The sequence below is a fragment of the Achromobacter sp. NPDC058515 genome (assembly GCF_042721735.1).
In the GTDB taxonomy this organism is placed as follows: Bacteria; Pseudomonadota; Gammaproteobacteria; order Burkholderiales; family Burkholderiaceae_B; genus Achromobacter.
In genome coordinates this window covers 34,944-50,539 of record NZ_JBHXNI010000023.1, presented here as the reverse complement: position 1 = coordinate 50,539, position 15,596 = coordinate 34,944, and the positions used below count along the sequence as shown (strand labels likewise).

Annotated in this window: 14 protein-coding genes and 1 tRNA gene; 5 read left to right on the top strand and 10 right to left on the bottom strand. The window is 67.8% G+C overall.

Annotated elements, in window-relative coordinates:
• Position 1 precedes the first annotated feature (1 nt).
• The 4 genes from ACFWP0_RS28005 (at position 2) to ACFWP0_RS27990 (ending at position 4,226) form a co-directional block, all read left to right on the top strand.
• Positions 2-1,009 carry an ABC transporter ATP-binding protein gene (locus ACFWP0_RS28005; RefSeq protein ID WP_377847824.1) on the top strand — a complete coding sequence of 336 codons (1,008 nt, stop codon included), beginning with the start codon at positions 2-4 and terminating at the stop codon, positions 1,007-1,009.
• An 8-nt stretch (positions 1,010-1,017) separates the two neighbouring features.
• Positions 1,018-2,025, top strand: coding sequence for an ABC transporter ATP-binding protein (locus tag ACFWP0_RS28000; RefSeq protein ID WP_377847822.1), 1,008 nt, complete (start codon positions 1,018-1,020; stop codon positions 2,023-2,025).
• A 22-nt stretch (positions 2,026-2,047) separates the two neighbouring features.
• Positions 2,048-3,505 carry an amidohydrolase family protein gene (locus ACFWP0_RS27995; protein WP_377847820.1) on the top strand — a complete coding sequence of 486 codons (1,458 nt, stop codon included), beginning with the start codon at positions 2,048-2,050 and terminating at the stop codon, positions 3,503-3,505.
• Positions 3,506-3,578: 73 nt separating this feature from the next.
• Positions 3,579-4,226: a helix-turn-helix domain-containing protein gene (locus ACFWP0_RS27990; RefSeq protein WP_377847819.1), complete on the top strand. Its 648-nt coding sequence runs from the start codon at positions 3,579-3,581 to the stop codon at positions 4,224-4,226.
• Positions 4,227-4,344: 118 nt separating this feature from the next.
• On the opposite strand, the gene ACFWP0_RS27985 is transcribed toward ACFWP0_RS27990, so the two are convergent.
• The 6 genes from ACFWP0_RS27985 to ACFWP0_RS27960 all read right to left on the bottom strand — a co-directional run bounded on the left by ACFWP0_RS27985 (position 4,345) and on the right by ACFWP0_RS27960 (position 10,827).
• Positions 4,345-5,820, bottom strand: coding sequence for a sodium:solute symporter (locus tag ACFWP0_RS27985; protein ID WP_377847817.1), 1,476 nt, complete (start codon positions 5,818-5,820; stop codon positions 4,345-4,347).
• A complete protein-coding gene (locus ACFWP0_RS27980) occupies positions 5,817-6,041 on the bottom strand; it encodes a DUF3311 domain-containing protein (RefSeq protein WP_377847815.1) in 225 nt (74 codons plus the stop codon). The genes ACFWP0_RS27985 and ACFWP0_RS27980 overlap by 4 nt, the downstream gene beginning before the upstream one ends.
• A 125-nt stretch (positions 6,042-6,166) precedes the next feature.
• The gene (locus ACFWP0_RS27975; RefSeq protein ID WP_377847813.1) at positions 6,167-7,603 is read right to left on the bottom strand and encodes an NAD-dependent succinate-semialdehyde dehydrogenase; all 1,437 of its coding nucleotides are present in this window, start codon (positions 7,601-7,603) and stop codon (positions 6,167-6,169) included.
• A 39-nt stretch (positions 7,604-7,642) separates the two neighbouring features.
• Complete coding sequence (locus ACFWP0_RS27970; RefSeq protein ID WP_377847811.1) at positions 7,643-8,905, bottom strand: MFS transporter; 1,263 nt, start codon at positions 8,903-8,905, stop codon at positions 7,643-7,645.
• The gene (locus ACFWP0_RS27965) at positions 8,902-9,411 is read right to left on the bottom strand and encodes a flavin reductase (protein ID WP_377847809.1); all 510 of its coding nucleotides are present in this window, start codon (positions 9,409-9,411) and stop codon (positions 8,902-8,904) included. Before ACFWP0_RS27965 ends, ACFWP0_RS27970 begins: the two co-directional genes overlap by 4 nt.
• A 45-nt stretch (positions 9,412-9,456) precedes the next feature.
• On the bottom strand, positions 9,457-10,827 hold the full coding sequence (locus ACFWP0_RS27960) for an LLM class flavin-dependent oxidoreductase (RefSeq protein ID WP_377847808.1): 1,371 nt from the start codon (positions 10,825-10,827) through the stop codon (positions 9,457-9,459).
• 162 nt (positions 10,828-10,989) lie between these two features.
• Between ACFWP0_RS27960 and ACFWP0_RS27955 the strand changes: the two genes are divergently transcribed.
• Positions 10,990-11,589: a helix-turn-helix domain-containing protein gene (locus tag ACFWP0_RS27955; protein ID WP_377847806.1), complete on the top strand. Its 600-nt coding sequence runs from the start codon at positions 10,990-10,992 to the stop codon at positions 11,587-11,589.
• Between the two features lie 87 nt (positions 11,590-11,676).
• Here ACFWP0_RS27955 and ACFWP0_RS27950 read toward each other — a convergent pair.
• The 4 genes from ACFWP0_RS27950 to ACFWP0_RS27935 all read right to left on the bottom strand — a co-directional run bounded on the left by ACFWP0_RS27950 (position 11,677) and on the right by ACFWP0_RS27935 (position 15,568).
• Positions 11,677-11,761, bottom strand: a tRNA-Leu gene (locus ACFWP0_RS27950).
• Between the two features lie 143 nt (positions 11,762-11,904).
• Positions 11,905-12,894: a Bug family tripartite tricarboxylate transporter substrate binding protein gene (locus ACFWP0_RS27945; RefSeq protein ID WP_377847804.1), complete on the bottom strand. Its 990-nt coding sequence runs from the start codon at positions 12,892-12,894 to the stop codon at positions 11,905-11,907.
• Between the two features lie 86 nt (positions 12,895-12,980).
• Positions 12,981-14,174, bottom strand: coding sequence for an alpha-hydroxy acid oxidase (locus ACFWP0_RS27940; protein ID WP_377847802.1), 1,194 nt, complete (start codon positions 14,172-14,174; stop codon positions 12,981-12,983).
• Positions 14,171-15,568 (bottom strand): VOC family protein, encoded by a 1,398-nt coding sequence (locus tag ACFWP0_RS27935; protein ID WP_377847800.1) that lies wholly within the window; start codon positions 15,566-15,568, stop codon positions 14,171-14,173. The genes ACFWP0_RS27940 and ACFWP0_RS27935 overlap by 4 nt, the downstream gene beginning before the upstream one ends.
• Between the last annotated feature and the right edge of the window lie 28 nt (positions 15,569-15,596).

Here is a 15,596-nt window from a genome sequence, read left to right as displayed (position 1 = left end):
CATGCAACCCAATCCTGTCTTGCGCGTGCACGACCTGACCACCTGTTTCGACGGAGACGACACGACCGTCGTGGCCGTCGACAAGCTGTCGTTCGACCTGCTGCCCGGCGAAACCCTGGGCCTGGTCGGCGAATCCGGCTGCGGCAAGAGCGTCACGTCCCTGTCCATCATGCGCCTGCTGCGCGCCCCGGGGCGCGTCGCGGGCGGCAGCATCGAATTCGACGGGCGCGACCTGCTGGCGCTTCCCGAGAAGGCCATGCGCGCCATCCGCGGCAACCAGATCTCGATGATCTTCCAGGAGCCCATGACTTCCTTGAACCCCGTGATCACGGTGGGCAAGCAGATCAGCGAATCGCTCATGCTGCACCAGGGCCTGTCGCGCCGCGAGGCCATGGCGCAGGCCGAGGCGCTGCTAGAGCTGGTGCAGATCTCCGACCCGGCGCGGCGCGTGCGCGAGTATCCCTATCAGCTCTCTGGCGGCATGCGCCAGCGCGCCATGATCGCCATGGCGTTGGCGTGCCAGCCCAAGGTCCTGATCGCCGACGAACCCACCACGGCGCTGGACGTCACCATCCAGGCGCAGATCCTGCACCTGCTGCGCGACATCCAGGCGCGGCTGGGCACCGCCATCGTGCTGATCACCCACGACCTGGGCGTGGTCGCGCAGATGTGCCAGCGCGTCATCGTGATGTACGCGGGCCGCAAGGTGGAAGAAGGCAGCGTGGACGACGTGCTGGACCGTCCGCAGCATCCCTATACCCAGGCGCTGATCCGCTCGCTGCCGGACTTCGTCGATGGCCAGGATCACACGGCGCGGCTGGCCGAGCTGCCCGGCATCGTGCCGGTGATGACGCCCGAATCGCGCGGCTGCGCCTTCGCCGCGCGCTGCCCGCAGGCGCTGCCGCGCTGCACCGCGGAGGCGCCGCCCGCCATCGACGCCGGCAGCCGCCACCGCGTCTGGTGCTGGGCGCGCCAGTCCGAGCCCGCGCCCAGCGCAATGACCGCGTGAGATCCGCCATGAACCTGCATGACATCCCTCTTTCGTCCGCGGCGCCGGCTGGCGCCGCGCCCGCCGCCGTTCCCATGCTGGAAGTCATCGGCCTGAAAAAGCACTTCCCCGTGGACAGCGGGCGCGGCGCAAAGGTGCTGCGCGCGGTCGACGGCATTTCCCTGTCCGTTCCGCGCGGCCAGACGCTGAGCCTGGTGGGCGAATCCGGCTGTGGAAAATCCACCACCGGCAAATGCCTGATCCGGCTCGCCGACCCCACCGAGGGGCGCATCCTGCTCGAAGGCCAGGACCTGGCGAAGATGAACGGCAGCCAGCTGCGCGCCATGCGCCGGCGCATGCAGTTCATCTTCCAGGACCCGTTCTCTTCCATGAACCCGCGCATGCGCGTGCGCGACATCATCGGCGAGCCGCTGCGCAACTTCGGCCATGACCGCGCCGCCATCCGCGAACGCGTCGCCCAGCTGCTGGCCCGCGTCAGCCTGCGCCCCGACGCCGCCGACCGCTACCCCCACGAGTTCTCCGGCGGACAGCGCCAGCGCATCGTCATCGCGCGCGCGCTGGCGCTGGACCCCGGCCTGATCGTTTGCGACGAGCCGGTGTCGGCGCTGGATGTCTCCGTCCAGGCGCAGGTCATCAACCTGCTGATGGACCTGCAGCGCGACCTGGGCCTGACCTACGTGTTCATCTCCCATGACCTGAGCGTGGTGCGCCATATCAGCCACCGCGTGGCCGTGATGTACCTGGGCAAGATCGTCGAAACCGGCACCCGCGACGCCATCTTCGACCGCCCGGCCCACCCCTATACCCGCGCCCTGCTGGCCGCCGTGCCCTCCGCCCGCCACGGCGAGCGCGCGCCTGTCGAGGTGCTGAAGGGCGAGATCCCCAGCCCCTTGTCGCCGCCGTCGGGCTGCGCGTTCCGCACCCGCTGCCCGATGGCGCAGCCGCGCTGCGCCGAAGAAGCCCCTGTGCCCCGCCAGGTCGCCCCCGAACAGCAGGTTGCCTGCCACTTTGCCTGAGCCCCTTTAGCCGGAGATCCGCATGTCCCAGCCCGACGCCACCCCGTTTGACTACATACTTGCCGGCGGCACCGTCATCGACGGCGCCAACACCCCTGGCCAGCGCGCCGACGTGGGCGTGCGCGGCGACCGCATCGCCGCCGTGGGCGACCTCTCGGCCAGCGCCGCCCGCCGCCGGATCGACGTGTCCGGCAAGGTCGTGGCGCCCGGCTTCATCGACTCGCACACGCACGACGATAACTACCTGCTCAAGCACCGCCACATGACGCCCAAGATCTCGCAGGGCGTCACCACGGTGGTCACCGGCAACTGCGGCATCAGCCTGGCGCCGCTGGCCCACGCCAGCCCGCCCGCGCCGCTGGACCTGCTGGACGAAGGCGGCTCCTACCGGTTTGAACGCTTCTCCGACTACCTGGGCGCGCTGCGCGCCACGCCCGCCGCCGTCAACGCCGCCTGCATGGTGGGCCACTCCACGCTGCGCGCGGCCGTCATGCCCGACCTGCAGCGCGAAGCCACCGCCGACGAAGTCCAGGCCATGCGGTCGCTGGCCGACGAGGCCCTGGCCAGCGGCGCCATCGGCATCTCGACCGGCGCCTTCTACCCGCCCGCCGCCCGCGCCACCACGGAAGAGATCATCGAGGTCTGCCGGCCGCTCAACACCCACGGCGGCATCTACGCCACGCACATGCGCGACGAAGGCGAGCACATCGTCCAGGCGCTGGAAGAGACCTTCCGCATCGGCCGCGAACTGGACGTGCCCGTGGTGATCTCCCACCACAAGGTGATGGGCCAGCCCAACTTCGGACGCTCCGCCGAAACGCTGCCCCTGATCGAAGCCGCCATGGCGAAGCAAGACGTCTCGCTGGACGCCTACCCCTACGTGGCGGGCTCCACCATGCTCAAGCAGGACCGCGTCCTGCTGGCCGGCCGCACGATCATCACCTGGTGCAAGCCCTACCCCGAACTGAGCGGACGCGACCTGGACGAAGTCGCCGCCGAACGCGGCAAATCCAAGTACGACGTGGTGCAGGAGCTGCAACCGGCGGGCGCCATCTATTTCATGATGGACGAGCCCGACGTCCAGCGCATCCTGAGTTTCGGCCCCACCATGATCGGCTCGGACGGCCTGCCCCACGACGAACGCCCCCATCCCCGGCTGTGGGGCACCTTCCCCCGCGTGCTGGGCCACTACTCGCGCGATCTGGGCCTGTTCCCCCTGGAGACGGCCGTCTGGAAGATGACGGGCCTGACCGCCGCCAAGTTCGGCCTGGCCGGACGCGGCCAGGTGCAGCCCGGCTACTTCGCCGACCTTGCTGTTTTCGACCCCGCCACGGTGGCCGATGCCGCCACCTTCGAGCGCCCCACCGAACGCGCCGCCGGCATCCACTCGGTCTACGTCAACGGCGCCCCGGTCTGGGAAGACCAGGCCTTCACCGGCCAGCATGCCGGCCGGGTGCTCAACCGGAGCCGCATGACCTGAGCCGGGCCACCCCTTACAATCCGGCGTAGACGCGGCGGGGCTTGCGGGCCCTGCCCCCAACCTCAACCCCTTGATGCCAGACCGCTACATGGCCCTATCCGGCAATACATCCCCGCCCGAAATCGTGGGCAAGGAAGAAATGGGCGCTCGCCTGCGCGCCGAGCGCAAGGCCAGGAAGATGACCCTGCAGGCGCTGTCCCAGGCCAGCGGCATCGCGGTATCGACGCTATCGAAGGCCGAGCTCGGGCAGATCGCCCTGAGCTACGAGAAGTTCGCCGCGCTGGCGCGCGCGCTGGACATCGACATGACGCGCATGTTCATGCTGCGCGATGCCTCCCAGGCCGCGGTCGCCCCCACCTTCGTCAAGAACAAGCTGAGCGACGCGCGCGACTACATCACCGAGAACTATCACTACCGCCTGCTGATGGGCGAATACCCCGGCAAGAAGATGCTGCCGATGGTCGCCCTGATCGATTCGCGCAAGGTGGTGGAGTTCGAAGATTACATCCGGCACCCGGGCCAGGAATTCGTCGTGGTGCTGTCGGGCAAGGTCCGCATCCAGTTCGAGAATGGCGACAGCGTCGTGCTCGGCCGGCTGGAGTCCGCGTATTTCGACAGCAGCATCGGGCATGTGTATCTGTCGCTGAGCAGAAAACCGGCGGAAGTGCTGGCGGTGTGCAGCGATGTGGAGGAAGTGCCTTCGAGGTTGAAGGCGGGCTGAAGGCCGGGCGATACGGCGCCTGGCCCCGGCGCGGGCCTTCGGATATTCCTTCCAAACAGCCCGCGCCGGGCCAGCCGCTGCGCGAACAGCCTTTTTTTATCAGGGCAAGAGACCAGGCTCAGGACGCGCGGACCGCCACGTCGCGCGCATCCGCCGCCTTGCGGGTCAGCATCGTCACCAGCGCCAGCGTGATCAGGTTCAAGGTCAGCGCCACGATGCCGACGTTCAGGTCCTTGAGCGCGTCGGGCAGGAACGGAAACAGCGCGGCGACCGAGGACTTGGTCAAGGACACCCAGGCCACCGTCGCCACCCCCACGGTGATGCTGGCGAACGCGGCGGCCTTGGTCACCGGGTTATTGCGCAGCAGGCTGGCCACCAGCACCGGGAACAGCTGCGTGACGAAGGCATAGGCCATCAGCAGCAGCGACACGATGGTCTTGCCCCCTTGCAGCGCGAACGCTATCGCCACCAGCATCACGCACGGCACCAGCCATTTCGCCACGCGGGCAATATGGGCATCGTCGGTTTGCGGCCGGAACGTCCGGTAGACGTTGTTGGCGAGCAGCGTGGACGCCGTCATCAGGATCATCGAGCCGGGCACCAGCGCGGTCAGCACGCCGGCCGCGCCGATGACGCCGATGAACCATGGATCGAAGGTCTGCAGCGAGATCTTGAAGAGCGCCAGGTCGATGTCGCTGCCTTCGAGCCCGGGCACCTGCAGCACCGCCGCAAAGCCGACGAAGAAGATGAACAGCAGCATCAGCTGGTAGATCGGCAATACGTAGGCATTCTTGCGCAGCACGTCCTCGCGCTTGGCGGTGTACGTCGCCATGAACATGTGCGGCCACATGTAGAAGCCCAGGGTGGACAGCAGCACGGTGGAGACCAGCCAGACGGGGCTCTCGCCCACGCTGGGCAAGGCAAGAAATCCAGGCTTGGCTTTCTCGATGGCCGCGAACATCTCCCCGATGCCGCCATAGTAGTGATACGGCAGGTACAGGCCGAGGAAGATCGCCACCGACATCACCAGGATGTCCTTGACCACCGAGTTCCAGGCCGAGCCATGCACGCCGGACAGCGCCACGTACAGCGCCACCACCACGGCGCCGATCCACAATCCCTGCGTGGCCGACAGCGCGGAGTACGAAGCCACACTGACGATGATGCCCAGCCCCTTGAGCTGCAGCACCAGGTATGGCATCAGCGCAATGAATCCCACCACGGCCACCAGCACGCCCAGCGCCGGGCTGCGGTACTTGGCGGCGAAGAAGTCGGGCTGCGAGATCAGGCCGCGCTCCTTGGCGTAGCGCCAGATCGGCGGCAGCAGCCAGTACGAAAGCACATAGCACAAGCTGCCGTAGCCAAGCATGTAGTAGGCCGGGCCGCCGTGCCCGTAGGCGTAGCCGCTGCCGCCCAGGAACACGAAGGTGGTGTAGATCTCGCCGGCCATCAGCAGGAACACGATGGCGGTGCCGAAGCTGCGCCCGCCCACCGCCCACTGCTCCAGGCTCATGTCCTTGCCGCGCCGGGCGCGCAAGCCAAGCCCGAGCGCCAGCGCCATGGCGCCGAAGATGAATATCAGTGCGGTGTTCATGCCTTTCCTCCGGTGCTGCCGGCTTCGTTCGAGGGCTCCGCCGACCTGCTGTCGGAGACATAGATAATGCGCATCACGATGGAGGTGACGACCAGCGCAAGCGCCAGCCATCCCAGCAGGAAAGGCATGCCGAGCAGGAACGGGGTGACCCGGTTGAGGAAGAACGGCCCCACCAGGACGGCGGCCAACGGCAGCACTGCGAGCGCGCGAACAAGGCGCATGGTTTGTCTCCTTTCAGCGAAGAAAAGACGAGTACCCCCGCAGCGCTCTCAATGGCGCCGTTCTGTCGATACCCGTCACGGAATCCGGTGCGGCCAGACCGGCCAGGCACCGGCGATGGCATGGCCTAGGAAGCCCAGCTCATCAGATGCGAGATGCTCTTGACATGCGTGTAGCACTCCAGGCCCTCGACGCCGCCTTCGCGGCCGTAGCCGCTTTCCTTGACGCCGCCGAACGGCGTTTCCGACACCGCCGAGACCAGGTGATTGATGGCAAGGTTGCCGACTTCCAGTTCGTCGCCCAGCCGGCAGGCATTGGCCGCGGATCGCGTGAAGGCATAGCCGGCCAGGCCATACGGCAGGCCATTGGCGCGCCCGATGGCCTCGTCCAGGCTGTCGACCTGCGCGATCAGGCACAGCGGGCCGAAAGGCTCTTCATGCATGGCGCGCGCCGTGGACGGCACGTCGGCCAGCGCGGTAAAGGGAAACAGATAGCCCGGGCCCGGCGCGCGCTCGCCGCCGCACAAGAGGCGCGCGCCCTGGTCCAGCGCGTCCCGCACCAGCTCGCCCAGCGCGTCAAGCCGCCGGCTGTTGGCCACGGGGCCGATGTCGCTGCCGCCTTCCATGGCATGGCCGACCCGGATGGCGCCGCCATGGCGCGCGAAAGCCTGGACAAAGGGCTCATAGACCTGGCGCTGCACATAGAAGCGCGTGGGCGCCACGCACACCTGGCCTGCGTTGTTCAGTTTGCCCCGGACGCAGGCCATGGCGGCAGCTTCCGGATCGGCGTCGTCGCAGACGATCACCGGCGCGTGGCCGCCCAGTTCAAGGATGGCGGGCTTCATCTGCTGCGCCGCCAGTCCTGCCAGATGCTTGCCAACCGGCGTCGAGCCCGTGAAGGTAATGGCCCGCACCACCGGGCTGGCAATCAGGTGGGCGGAGATCATGGCGGGATCGCCGAACACCAGGTTCAGGACACCCGGCGGCAGGCCCGCGTCCTGGAACGCCTGGGCCAGCAGCATCGCGCCGGCCGGGGTTTCCTCGGCCGCCTTCAGGATGATCGCGCAGCCTGCGGCCAAGGCCCCGCCGACCTTGCGGGCCGGAGAACTCAGCGGAAAATTCCACGGCGTGAAGGCGGCAACCACGCCGACCGGCTCGCGCACCACCGTGTGGCGCATGCCCGGTTCGGCGGGAATCACGCGGCCATACAGGCGCTTGCCTTCGTTGGCGTCCCAGCGCATCAGGTCGCAGCCGCGCAGCACTTCGGCGCGCGCCTGGGCCAGCGTCTTGCCTTGTTCCATCGCGATGGCGGCGGCGATGGGCTCGACCCGCCCCGCCAGCAGGTCGATGGCGCGCAGCATGATTTCCGCGCGCTGCGTCGGCGGCATGCGCCGCCAGGCTTGCTGACCTTGCGCGGCGGCGGCGAGGGCATCGTCGAGGTCGGCCAGGCTTGCCACCGGCACCGTGCCGATTGTCGCCTCGGTCGAGGGGTTGATGACAGGCAAGCCGAGCGCGGCGCGCCATTGGCCGCCGATCAGCATGCGGATTTCCGGATAGGAGGTCATTGCGGGTCCTGATGCGGGTGATGAAGAAAGGGGGGATCGCTAGCGCCGGCCGCCGGCCAGGCGCGCCGCGTCGGGATGGCGGCGCAACCGCCACATGGCCAGGCAGCCCAGGGCCGGCCCGATGGCCAGCAAGCCGAAGCCGCCGCGCCATCCCAGCTGGGCGACCACGTCCGGCACCAGATGGATGCTGACCAGTGTCAGCAGGAAGCCGGCGCAGGTCTGCGCGGTCAGCAGCGTGCCCACCGACGAGGGCTCGGCCAGTTCCGCCACGCTCGCCGAAAACTGGGCCGAATCCGCGATTACCGAAAATCCCCAGACGAAGGCGACCGCGACCAGCACCGCCGTGGGAGCGCTGGCTATCCAACCGATCAGGGCCGCGCACGAGGCGCTGACCGCCATGGCGCCGATGGTGACGGCGGTGCGCCCGACCCGGTCCGCCAACCAGCCGCCGAACCATGCGCCCAGCGCCCCGAAGGCGATGACGCCGAAGGTGAGCCACTCGGCTCGCGAGCGCGCCTCGGCCATGCCGCGCTCGGCGAACGTCTGCTGCAGGAACAGCGCCAGCCACGCCCACATGGCGTACAGCTCCCACATGTGCCCGAGATAGCCCAGGTTGGCGAGCCTCACCGACGGCCGGCGCCAAGCCTCGGCCACCTTGGAAAAATCGATGCGCGTGGCGCGCTTGAAGTTCGGGCCGATGCCGGCCAGGCCGATCGCCGCGGCGGCCAGGGCGGCGCACGCGGCAGCCACGCCGTAGATCGCGCGCCAGTCCAGCCCTTCCAGCCCAGCCAGCAGGTGCGGGCTGGCCGAGCCGAGCGTCAGCGCCCCGACCAGCAGCCCGATGAGCAGCCCCAGGTCGCCCTGCGCCCAGGTCGCCGCGAGCCGCATGCCGACCGGGTAGACGCCCGCCATGCACATGCCTGTAATGACGCGCAGCGCCACCACGGCCGCGCCGGTGGGCGGCAGCATGGCGAGTGCGCCCGTGGCAAGCGCGGCCACCAGCGCGGAACCTGCGAAGAGGCGGCGCAGGTCGTAACGGTCCGCCAGCGACAGCAGCGCGGAAATGACGGTGCCTGCGACGAAACCGAGCTGCACGGCGCTGGTCAACAGCGCCTCGTCGAACGGCGCGATGACGTGGGTCTGCTTGATCAGCGCGACAGCGCTGCTCGACGAAAACCAGACGCCCATGGCGGCCACCTCGGCCAGCAGCAGGATGCACAGGGACGCGGTCTTGCCCCGTCCCTTGCGCTTTCCCGGCGCTGGTTCCGCGCCGCCCGCAGCCCAGGATGACGGCCTGCTCATGCCGCGGCCGCGATGCTGGATGCCGGCAGGCCGACGCGGTGGAAGTCGCGGGCGAAATAGATCAGCCCGTCGCGTTCCGTGCTGGTCAGCGCCGCCGTGATCTGGCAGAAGAACACCGTGTGGGTGCCGACCTCGGTGACCGAGGCGATCTTGCAGTCGAGCGCGCTGACGGCGCCGCGCAGCACCGGCGCGCCGGTAGCCAGGCGATCCCATTCGGCGCTGGCGAACCGCTCTTCAATGGAGAGATCCTTGGCGGAGAAGCGCATGGCGACCTCGCGCTGGTCGGCCGCCAGCACGTTGACGCAAAGCCGCCCGTTCTCGCGCATGGTCGCGTTGTTGCGGCTGGAGCGGTTGATGCAGACCAGCAGCGTCGGCGGGTCATCGGTGACGCCGCATACGGCCGAGGCCGTACACCCGGACAAGCCGCTCGCGCCATCGGTGGTGATGACATTGACGGCGGCGCCCAGGCCCGCCATCGCTTCTCGGAAAGTGACTTTATCTATCATGGTCTTGCCCCGGAGAGGGTTCCGTATCTGGGTTGGAAGGCGGTGTCAGCGCTGCGCCCCGCCTGCGCGGTACTGCGCGGCGGCATGGGAGGCCGGCAGGCGCGCGCGGCCGAACAGCTTCTCGCGATAGCTGCCGTCCTGATAGCCCGTCTTGTAGACCCCGCGCTCTTGCAGGATCGGCACAAGCAGCTCGATCACGTCGTCAAAGCACTCGGGCGCCACGGTGCGCGACAGATTGAACCCGTCGACGCCAGTCTCTTCGCTCCAGGCCACCATCAGGTCCGCCACCTGCTCGGCCGAGCCCACCCAAGGCGTCTGGCGGCTGCCCAGGACCATCTGCTCCAGCAGCTTGCGGCGCGTCCATTGCGGTCCTGCCGCGCGCGTCATGGCCTCGACGTTCGAGACGATGGCCTCGCTCTTGCCCGTGTCGATGGGCTCGTCGATGTCGTAGCGCGCGAAATCGATGCCGAGCGACGCTGCGGCGTGCGCCAGCGCGCCTTCGGAACTGGCATGGCGGCGGTACTCTTCGAATTTCTCCCGCGCCTGCGCTTCCGTGCGGCCGATGATCGGGGTGGCCCCGAGAAACACCTTCACGTCCTCTGCATGGCGCCCGAGCCCGACCGCCTGGGCGCGGATATCGTCGACCACGATCTTCACACCGTCCTTCTTCTGGCCGTTCACAAACACGCATTCCGCGTGCGTGGCGGCAAAGCGCCTGCCACGGGTGGACGAGCCCGCCTGGTAGAGCACCGGGGTGCGCTGCGGCGACGGCGCGCAGAGGTGCATGGCGTCGACCTTGTACTGAGGGCCGTGATGGTGGATCACGCGCACCTTGGCGGGGTCGGCATACACGCCGGCGGCGCGGTCGCCGCGCACCGCGTCGTCGTCCCAGCTCCCCTCCCACAGCTTGTAGACCAGGGACATGTACTCGTCCGCCAGGTCGTAGCGGTCGTCGTGGGCCATCTGGCCTTCGATGCCGATCGCGCGCGCGGCGCTGTCGAGGTATCCCGTCACGATGTTCCAGCCGATGCGCCCGCCGGTCAGGTGGTCAAGCGTGGACATCCGCCGGGCGAACAGGAAGGGGGATTCGTAGGTAAGGTTGGCCGTGACGCCGAAGCCGAGGTGGCGCGTGACCGCCGCCATGGCCGGAATCACCAGCGTCGGGTCGTTGACGGGCACCTGCACCGCGCCGCGCAGCGCGGCGTCGGCATTGCCGCCGTAGACGTCGTACACGCCGACCACGTCGGCGAAGAAAATCCCGTCGAACAGCCCCCGTTCCAGCTTCTTCGCATAGTCGGTCCAGTATTGCAGTTCGCTGTAGCGGCTGGACTGGTCGCGGGGATGCGTCCACAGACCCTGCTGGATGTGGCCCACGCAGTTCATGTCGAAGGCGTTCAGACGAATTTCACGTGGCATGTCGATTCCTTTCTACCGGTTGACGTTGCAAGCGCTGGCTGCGCGTTTCGTCCACTATAGTGGACGATCAAACACTGGTAGATTGGTGTTTTCCCGGAGGAAATTGCCCACGCCCGCAAGGCGGCTCCCGTGTCGCGCAGGCCGGCGCTCCTATAATGGCGCATGCCAAATTCAGACTTTTGCCCGACCCCAAGCGTGTCCGCGGCATCCAACGATCCCTCTGGCGCGATCTCCGCACGGGTACGCATCGAGCGCGAATCGCGCAATTGGTCTCTGGGGGATCTGGCGGAGCGCTCGGGCGTGTCCAAAGCCATGATCAGCAAGATCGAGCGCGGCGAGGCCAGTCCCACCGCCACCGTCCTCGGGCGGCTCTCGGGCGCGTTCGGATTGCAGTTGTCGATGCTGCTGGCCTTGGCCGAACAAACCGGCGAACGGCTGAGCCGCCTGGCGGACCAGCCGCTCTGGCAGGACCCGGAAACGGGCTATACCCGGCGCGTGGTGTCCCCGCGCAATGGAGGCCTGCTGGAGTTGCTGGAGGTCTCGCTGCCGCCCCAGGTGAGGGTGTCCTATCCTTCCTCGGCTTTCACCTTCCAGTACCAGCAGATCTGGGTGCGCAGCGGCACCCTGGAATTCACGGAAGGGAATCTGTGCCATCGCCTGAATGCCGGCGACTGCCTGCAGCTCGGGCCCCCAACGGCATGCACCTTCTTCAACCCGGGAAGCGAATCGTGCGTTTATGCGATTGCGCTGGTGCGGCGCTAAATACCCTGCCCGAAACGCTTCCCCAACCGCCAAAGCAAAAAGCCCGCTGAAACCTGAAGTTTCAGCGGGCTTTTTACGAGGAATTCCTGGTGCCGACGGCGAGACTCGAACTCGCACAGCTTTCGCCACTACCCCCTCAAGATAGCGTGTCTACCAATTTCACCACGTCGGCTATACCAAACCAGAAAGGCATGCCTTCCTGGAAAGTCGAGCATTCTATCACGTAAATCGAAAACCGGGGAACCCGTCCCGATTTGTCCCGGGACGGGGGCGGGCCAAGCCTTGCCGGCCCGGCGCCGCCCAAGGCCGCCCCGATCAGTTGATCTGCAGGTTCGTCGCCTTGACGACTTCGCCCCACTTGCGGGTTTCGCTTTCCATGAAGGCCTTGAAGGCCTGCGGCGTGTTGGGCGGCGGGGGCATGAGGAAGCCGTTGCTCTGGTAGCTGGCGGCCAGGGCGGCGTCATTGGTCAGCGCCTTATTGATGGCCGCGTTCACCTTCTGCACGATTTCCGGCGGGGTGCCGGCCGGGGCGAACACGCCGAACCAGGCGGCGACGTCGAAGCCCGGCACGCCGGATTCGGCGATGGTCGGGATTTCAGGAGCGAACGGCACGCGGTTGCCGGTGGTGACGGCAAGGCCGGTCAGCTTGCCGGCGCGGACGTGAGGCAGCAGCGGCGGCAGGTTGTCGAAAATGGAATCCACCTGTCCGCCCAGCAGGTCGGCCACGGCCGGGCCGCTGCCGCGGTAGGGCACGTGCAGGATGTCGATGCCCGTCTTCATCTTGAACAGTTCGCAGCCCAGGTGGGCGGACGATCCGTTGCCCGGCGATGCGCAGGTCAGCTTGCCGGGGTTCTGCTTGGCATAGGCGATGTACTCCTGCACCGTCTTGACCGGCACGCTGGCATTGACGGCCAGGATGTTGGGCACCACGTTCAACAGCGCGACGGCGTCCAGGTCCTTGAGCGCGTCATACGACATCTTGGAATACAGCGACTGGTTGATCGCGGTGGAAATCGATCCCACGAACAGCGTGTATCCGTCGGCCGGCGCGCGGGCCACGGCTTCCGCGCCGATGTTGCTGTTGGCGCCGGGCTTGTTCTCCACCACGAAGGTCTGGCCGAATTCCTTGCCCAGCACGTCCGCGATCATGCGCGCGCTGATGTCGGTCGTGCCGCCCGGGGCGTAGCCCACGACCAGCCGCACCGGCTTGGCGGGATAAGCGCCCGCCTGGGCCTGGACGGGCCCGGATGCGATGCAGGCGAGCACCGCCGCCACGCCAGCCAGTTTGGAATAGATTTTTCTCATGTTTCCTCCTTTTGAGAACGGATTGGCGCGACGGGACGTGCGCGCCATTTTTTTGTTGTTGTCCGGGCCTTGCGGCCCGGCCGGGCTCACGCCGCGGCGTGTAGGTCCCGGGAGCCTGCCGCGCGCACCGGCGCGATCAGGTCCGGCGTAACGTCGGCCAGCGTGCGGCAGCCGAGCAGCGCCATGTTGGTCGAGATCTCGCTGGCGAAGATGCCGGCGACTTTGCGGATGCCGGCGCTGCCGGCCACCGCGGCGCCAAAGAGCTGGGGCCTGCCGGTGAAGACCAGGCGCGCGCCCAGCGCGACGGCTTTGAGCACGTCGGAACCGCGCCTAAAGCCCCCGTCGACCATCACGGGAAAGCCGGCCGGCACGGCCGCCACGATCTCGGGCAGGGCCTGCAGGGGCGAGATGCAGCCGTCGAGCTGACGGCCGCCGTGGTTCGACACGATCACGCCGTCGGCGCCGGCCTCGCACGCCTGCCGCGCGTCGTCGGGATGCATCACGCCCTTGAGCACCAGCTTGCCCGGCCAGCTCTCGCGGATCCAGCGGATGTGTTCCCATGACAGCTTGTCGCGTTCGCCGCGAAAGCCGTTGGGCGGATCCTGGGTGATCGGCGGGCCGATCTCCTCGTACAGGTTCGAGAACCGGGGCACTCCGCTGCCCAGCAGCGTGCGCATGAAGACGTTCAGGCTCCAGCGCGGATGCAGCATGCCGTCCAGCACCACGCTCGCGCTCATCTTGAACGGCACGGTGAATGCCAGCCGCTGCAGATTCTCGCGGTTGGCGCCCACGCAGGTGTCGATGGTCACGACCAGCACCGGAATCTCGGCCTTGCGCAGGCGGGCCATCAACTTGGCGATGCGCTCGATGTTGCCCGGCAGGTAGGCCTGATACCAGCATCGATTGCCGGTGGCCTCTTGCAGGCGCTCCAGCGGCACGCTGGAAGCGCCGCTGATGATGAAGGGGATCTGCGATTCCTGCGCGGCGCGCGCCAGCGCCAGGTCGCACTCGTGCATGACGATGGCCGAAAATCCGGTCGGGGCGAAGCCCACCGGCATGGCGTAGTCCTGGCCGAACAGGCTGACCGCGCTGCTGCGCTGATCCACCACGCGCAAGCCGCGCGGGCGAAAGCCGACGTCGCGCAATGCGCGGACGCTTTCGTCGAGCGATGCGCCGTCTTCCGTGCCGCCGCAGATGTAGCCTTCGACGCAGCGCGGCATGATGCGCCGCGCCTCGCGTTCAAAGTCCCGCACCGACAGGCAGCGGTCCAGCCGGCTCATGCGGCCACCGGCGCACCGGCCTGCGCGCGCAGCGCCTGCATGCAGGCGGCCAGCGAACGCGCCTGGGTGTCTTCGTACAGCGCCAGCTCGTCCTTCACCGGCGCGCCCAAGGCCTGCTCGAAGGCGGCCTGGCTGGCGTTCTGCGCATACTCGGCCTGCGCCTTGTCTCCCAGGTTCGATTGGAAGATGCCGGCGGCGCTGACGGGAAGGAAGTCCTCGTACACCAGCGGCTCGAACTGGATGTAGCCCTGCTCGATGAGCGTCCGCGGGTCCGAAGCGTCCGCAGCGCCCTCCTTGCCGGTCAGGAAATAGCGGAAATACGCCAGGCCCTGGTCATGCAGTTGCGCGTAGTCGTCCGGGAACGCCGCAAAGCACTCTTGCAGGTTCTGCATGTAGGCGGCCGCATTGCCTTCGTTGGGCGCGCCGCTGATGCGGCTGCGCGCCAGGTCCAGCAACTGGTCGTACAGCGCGCGGCCCTTGCGGGTCAGCGCCACGCCGCGCTGCTCGATCTCGCCGAAACGGGCCGTGTGGCTGCCCACTGAAGTCGTGCCGTCGGGGCCGGCGAAGCGCACGGGCTCCTCCAGCGCCTTGAAACTGGTCTGGCGCAGCAGGATCGGGCACTTGCGCGGCGGCGGGCCTTCGATCACGGCCTTGGCCGATACGCCGCGCCTGGGCATCTCGGCCTGGGCCTCGTCGATGTCCAGCGTGCGCGGCGTCAAATGGTTGATATGCGGGCCCTTGAAGGCCACCACGTCGGCGATCAGGCGATGCAGGCCGTGCAGTTCGCGGTAGTCGTCCAGGCTGACGGTGGCCTCGCTGTGCCAGCGGAAGGTGTGCAGGGCCTCGGCGACGAATTCCTGCGCATCGACCTCGTCCAGGCCGCCCTGCGCTTCAAAACTCGCGGCCAGTTCCAGCACGCGGTCGGTGAAGATCCGGCGCGCCGCCAGGATGCGGGCGGCCTTGTCGCGCAATGCCGCGTCATCGATCAGCTCCAGCCGCAACAGCGAGGTAAAGACACGGAACGGGCTGGCCTGCAGCGCGCTTTCGTGCGTGGCCCGGAACGCCGTCGAATGGACGGGAACGCCGGCGGGCGACAGATCGTAGTAGCCCACCGGCTGCATGCCCATCACGGCGAAGACGCGCCGCATGTTGGCCAGCTCTTCCGGGGTGCCGACGCGGATCGCGCCGTGGCGTTCGATATCCAGCCGCTCGATCTCGCCCGTGCGCGCGAGTTGCGCGGCCAGTTCGGGCTGCTCGGCCATCGTCTTGGCGTTCACCTGGGCAACCAGGTCCAGCAGCGTGTCGTACAGCGGGACTTCCAGCTTGTACATGTCGGACATGGCGCGGGAAAACCAGGCGCGGATTTGATCGGGATTGACGAAACTCTGACTCATGGCGGACTCGGCGCATCGGTAAACAGGG

What these genes read in the sequence shown, in the direction of transcription:
- ACFWP0_RS28005 (WP_377847824.1), top strand. Translation starts at nt 2, where the DNA reads ATGCAACCCAATCCTGTCTTGCGCGTGCACGACCTGACCACCTGTTTC.
- ACFWP0_RS28000 (WP_377847822.1), top strand. Translation starts at nt 1,018, where the DNA reads ATGAACCTGCATGACATCCCTCTTTCGTCCGCGGCGCCGGCTGGCGCC.
- ACFWP0_RS27995 (WP_377847820.1), top strand. Translation starts at nt 2,048, where the DNA reads ATGTCCCAGCCCGACGCCACCCCGTTTGACTACATACTTGCCGGCGGC.
- ACFWP0_RS27990 (WP_377847819.1), top strand. Translation starts at nt 3,579, where the DNA reads ATGCCAGACCGCTACATGGCCCTATCCGGCAATACATCCCCGCCCGAA.
- ACFWP0_RS27985 (WP_377847817.1), bottom strand. Translation starts at nt 5,820, where the DNA reads ATGAACACCGCACTGATATTCATCTTCGGCGCCATGGCGCTGGCGCTC.
- ACFWP0_RS27980 (WP_377847815.1), bottom strand. Translation starts at nt 6,041, where the DNA reads ATGCGCCTTGTTCGCGCGCTCGCAGTGCTGCCGTTGGCCGCCGTCCTG.
- ACFWP0_RS27975 (WP_377847813.1), bottom strand. Translation starts at nt 7,603, where the DNA reads ATGACCTCCTATCCGGAAATCCGCATGCTGATCGGCGGCCAATGGCGC.
- ACFWP0_RS27970 (WP_377847811.1), bottom strand. Translation starts at nt 8,905, where the DNA reads ATGAGCAGGCCGTCATCCTGGGCTGCGGGCGGCGCGGAACCAGCGCCG.
- ACFWP0_RS27965 (WP_377847809.1), bottom strand. Translation starts at nt 9,411, where the DNA reads ATGATAGATAAAGTCACTTTCCGAGAAGCGATGGCGGGCCTGGGCGCC.
- ACFWP0_RS27960 (WP_377847808.1), bottom strand. Translation starts at nt 10,827, where the DNA reads ATGCCACGTGAAATTCGTCTGAACGCCTTCGACATGAACTGCGTGGGC.
- ACFWP0_RS27955 (WP_377847806.1), top strand. Translation starts at nt 10,990, where the DNA reads ATGCCAAATTCAGACTTTTGCCCGACCCCAAGCGTGTCCGCGGCATCC.
- ACFWP0_RS27945 (WP_377847804.1), bottom strand. Translation starts at nt 12,894, where the DNA reads ATGAGAAAAATCTATTCCAAACTGGCTGGCGTGGCGGCGGTGCTCGCC.
- ACFWP0_RS27940 (WP_377847802.1), bottom strand. Translation starts at nt 14,174, where the DNA reads ATGAGCCGGCTGGACCGCTGCCTGTCGGTGCGGGACTTTGAACGCGAG.
- ACFWP0_RS27935 (WP_377847800.1), bottom strand. Translation starts at nt 15,568, where the DNA reads ATGAGTCAGAGTTTCGTCAATCCCGATCAAATCCGCGCCTGGTTTTCC.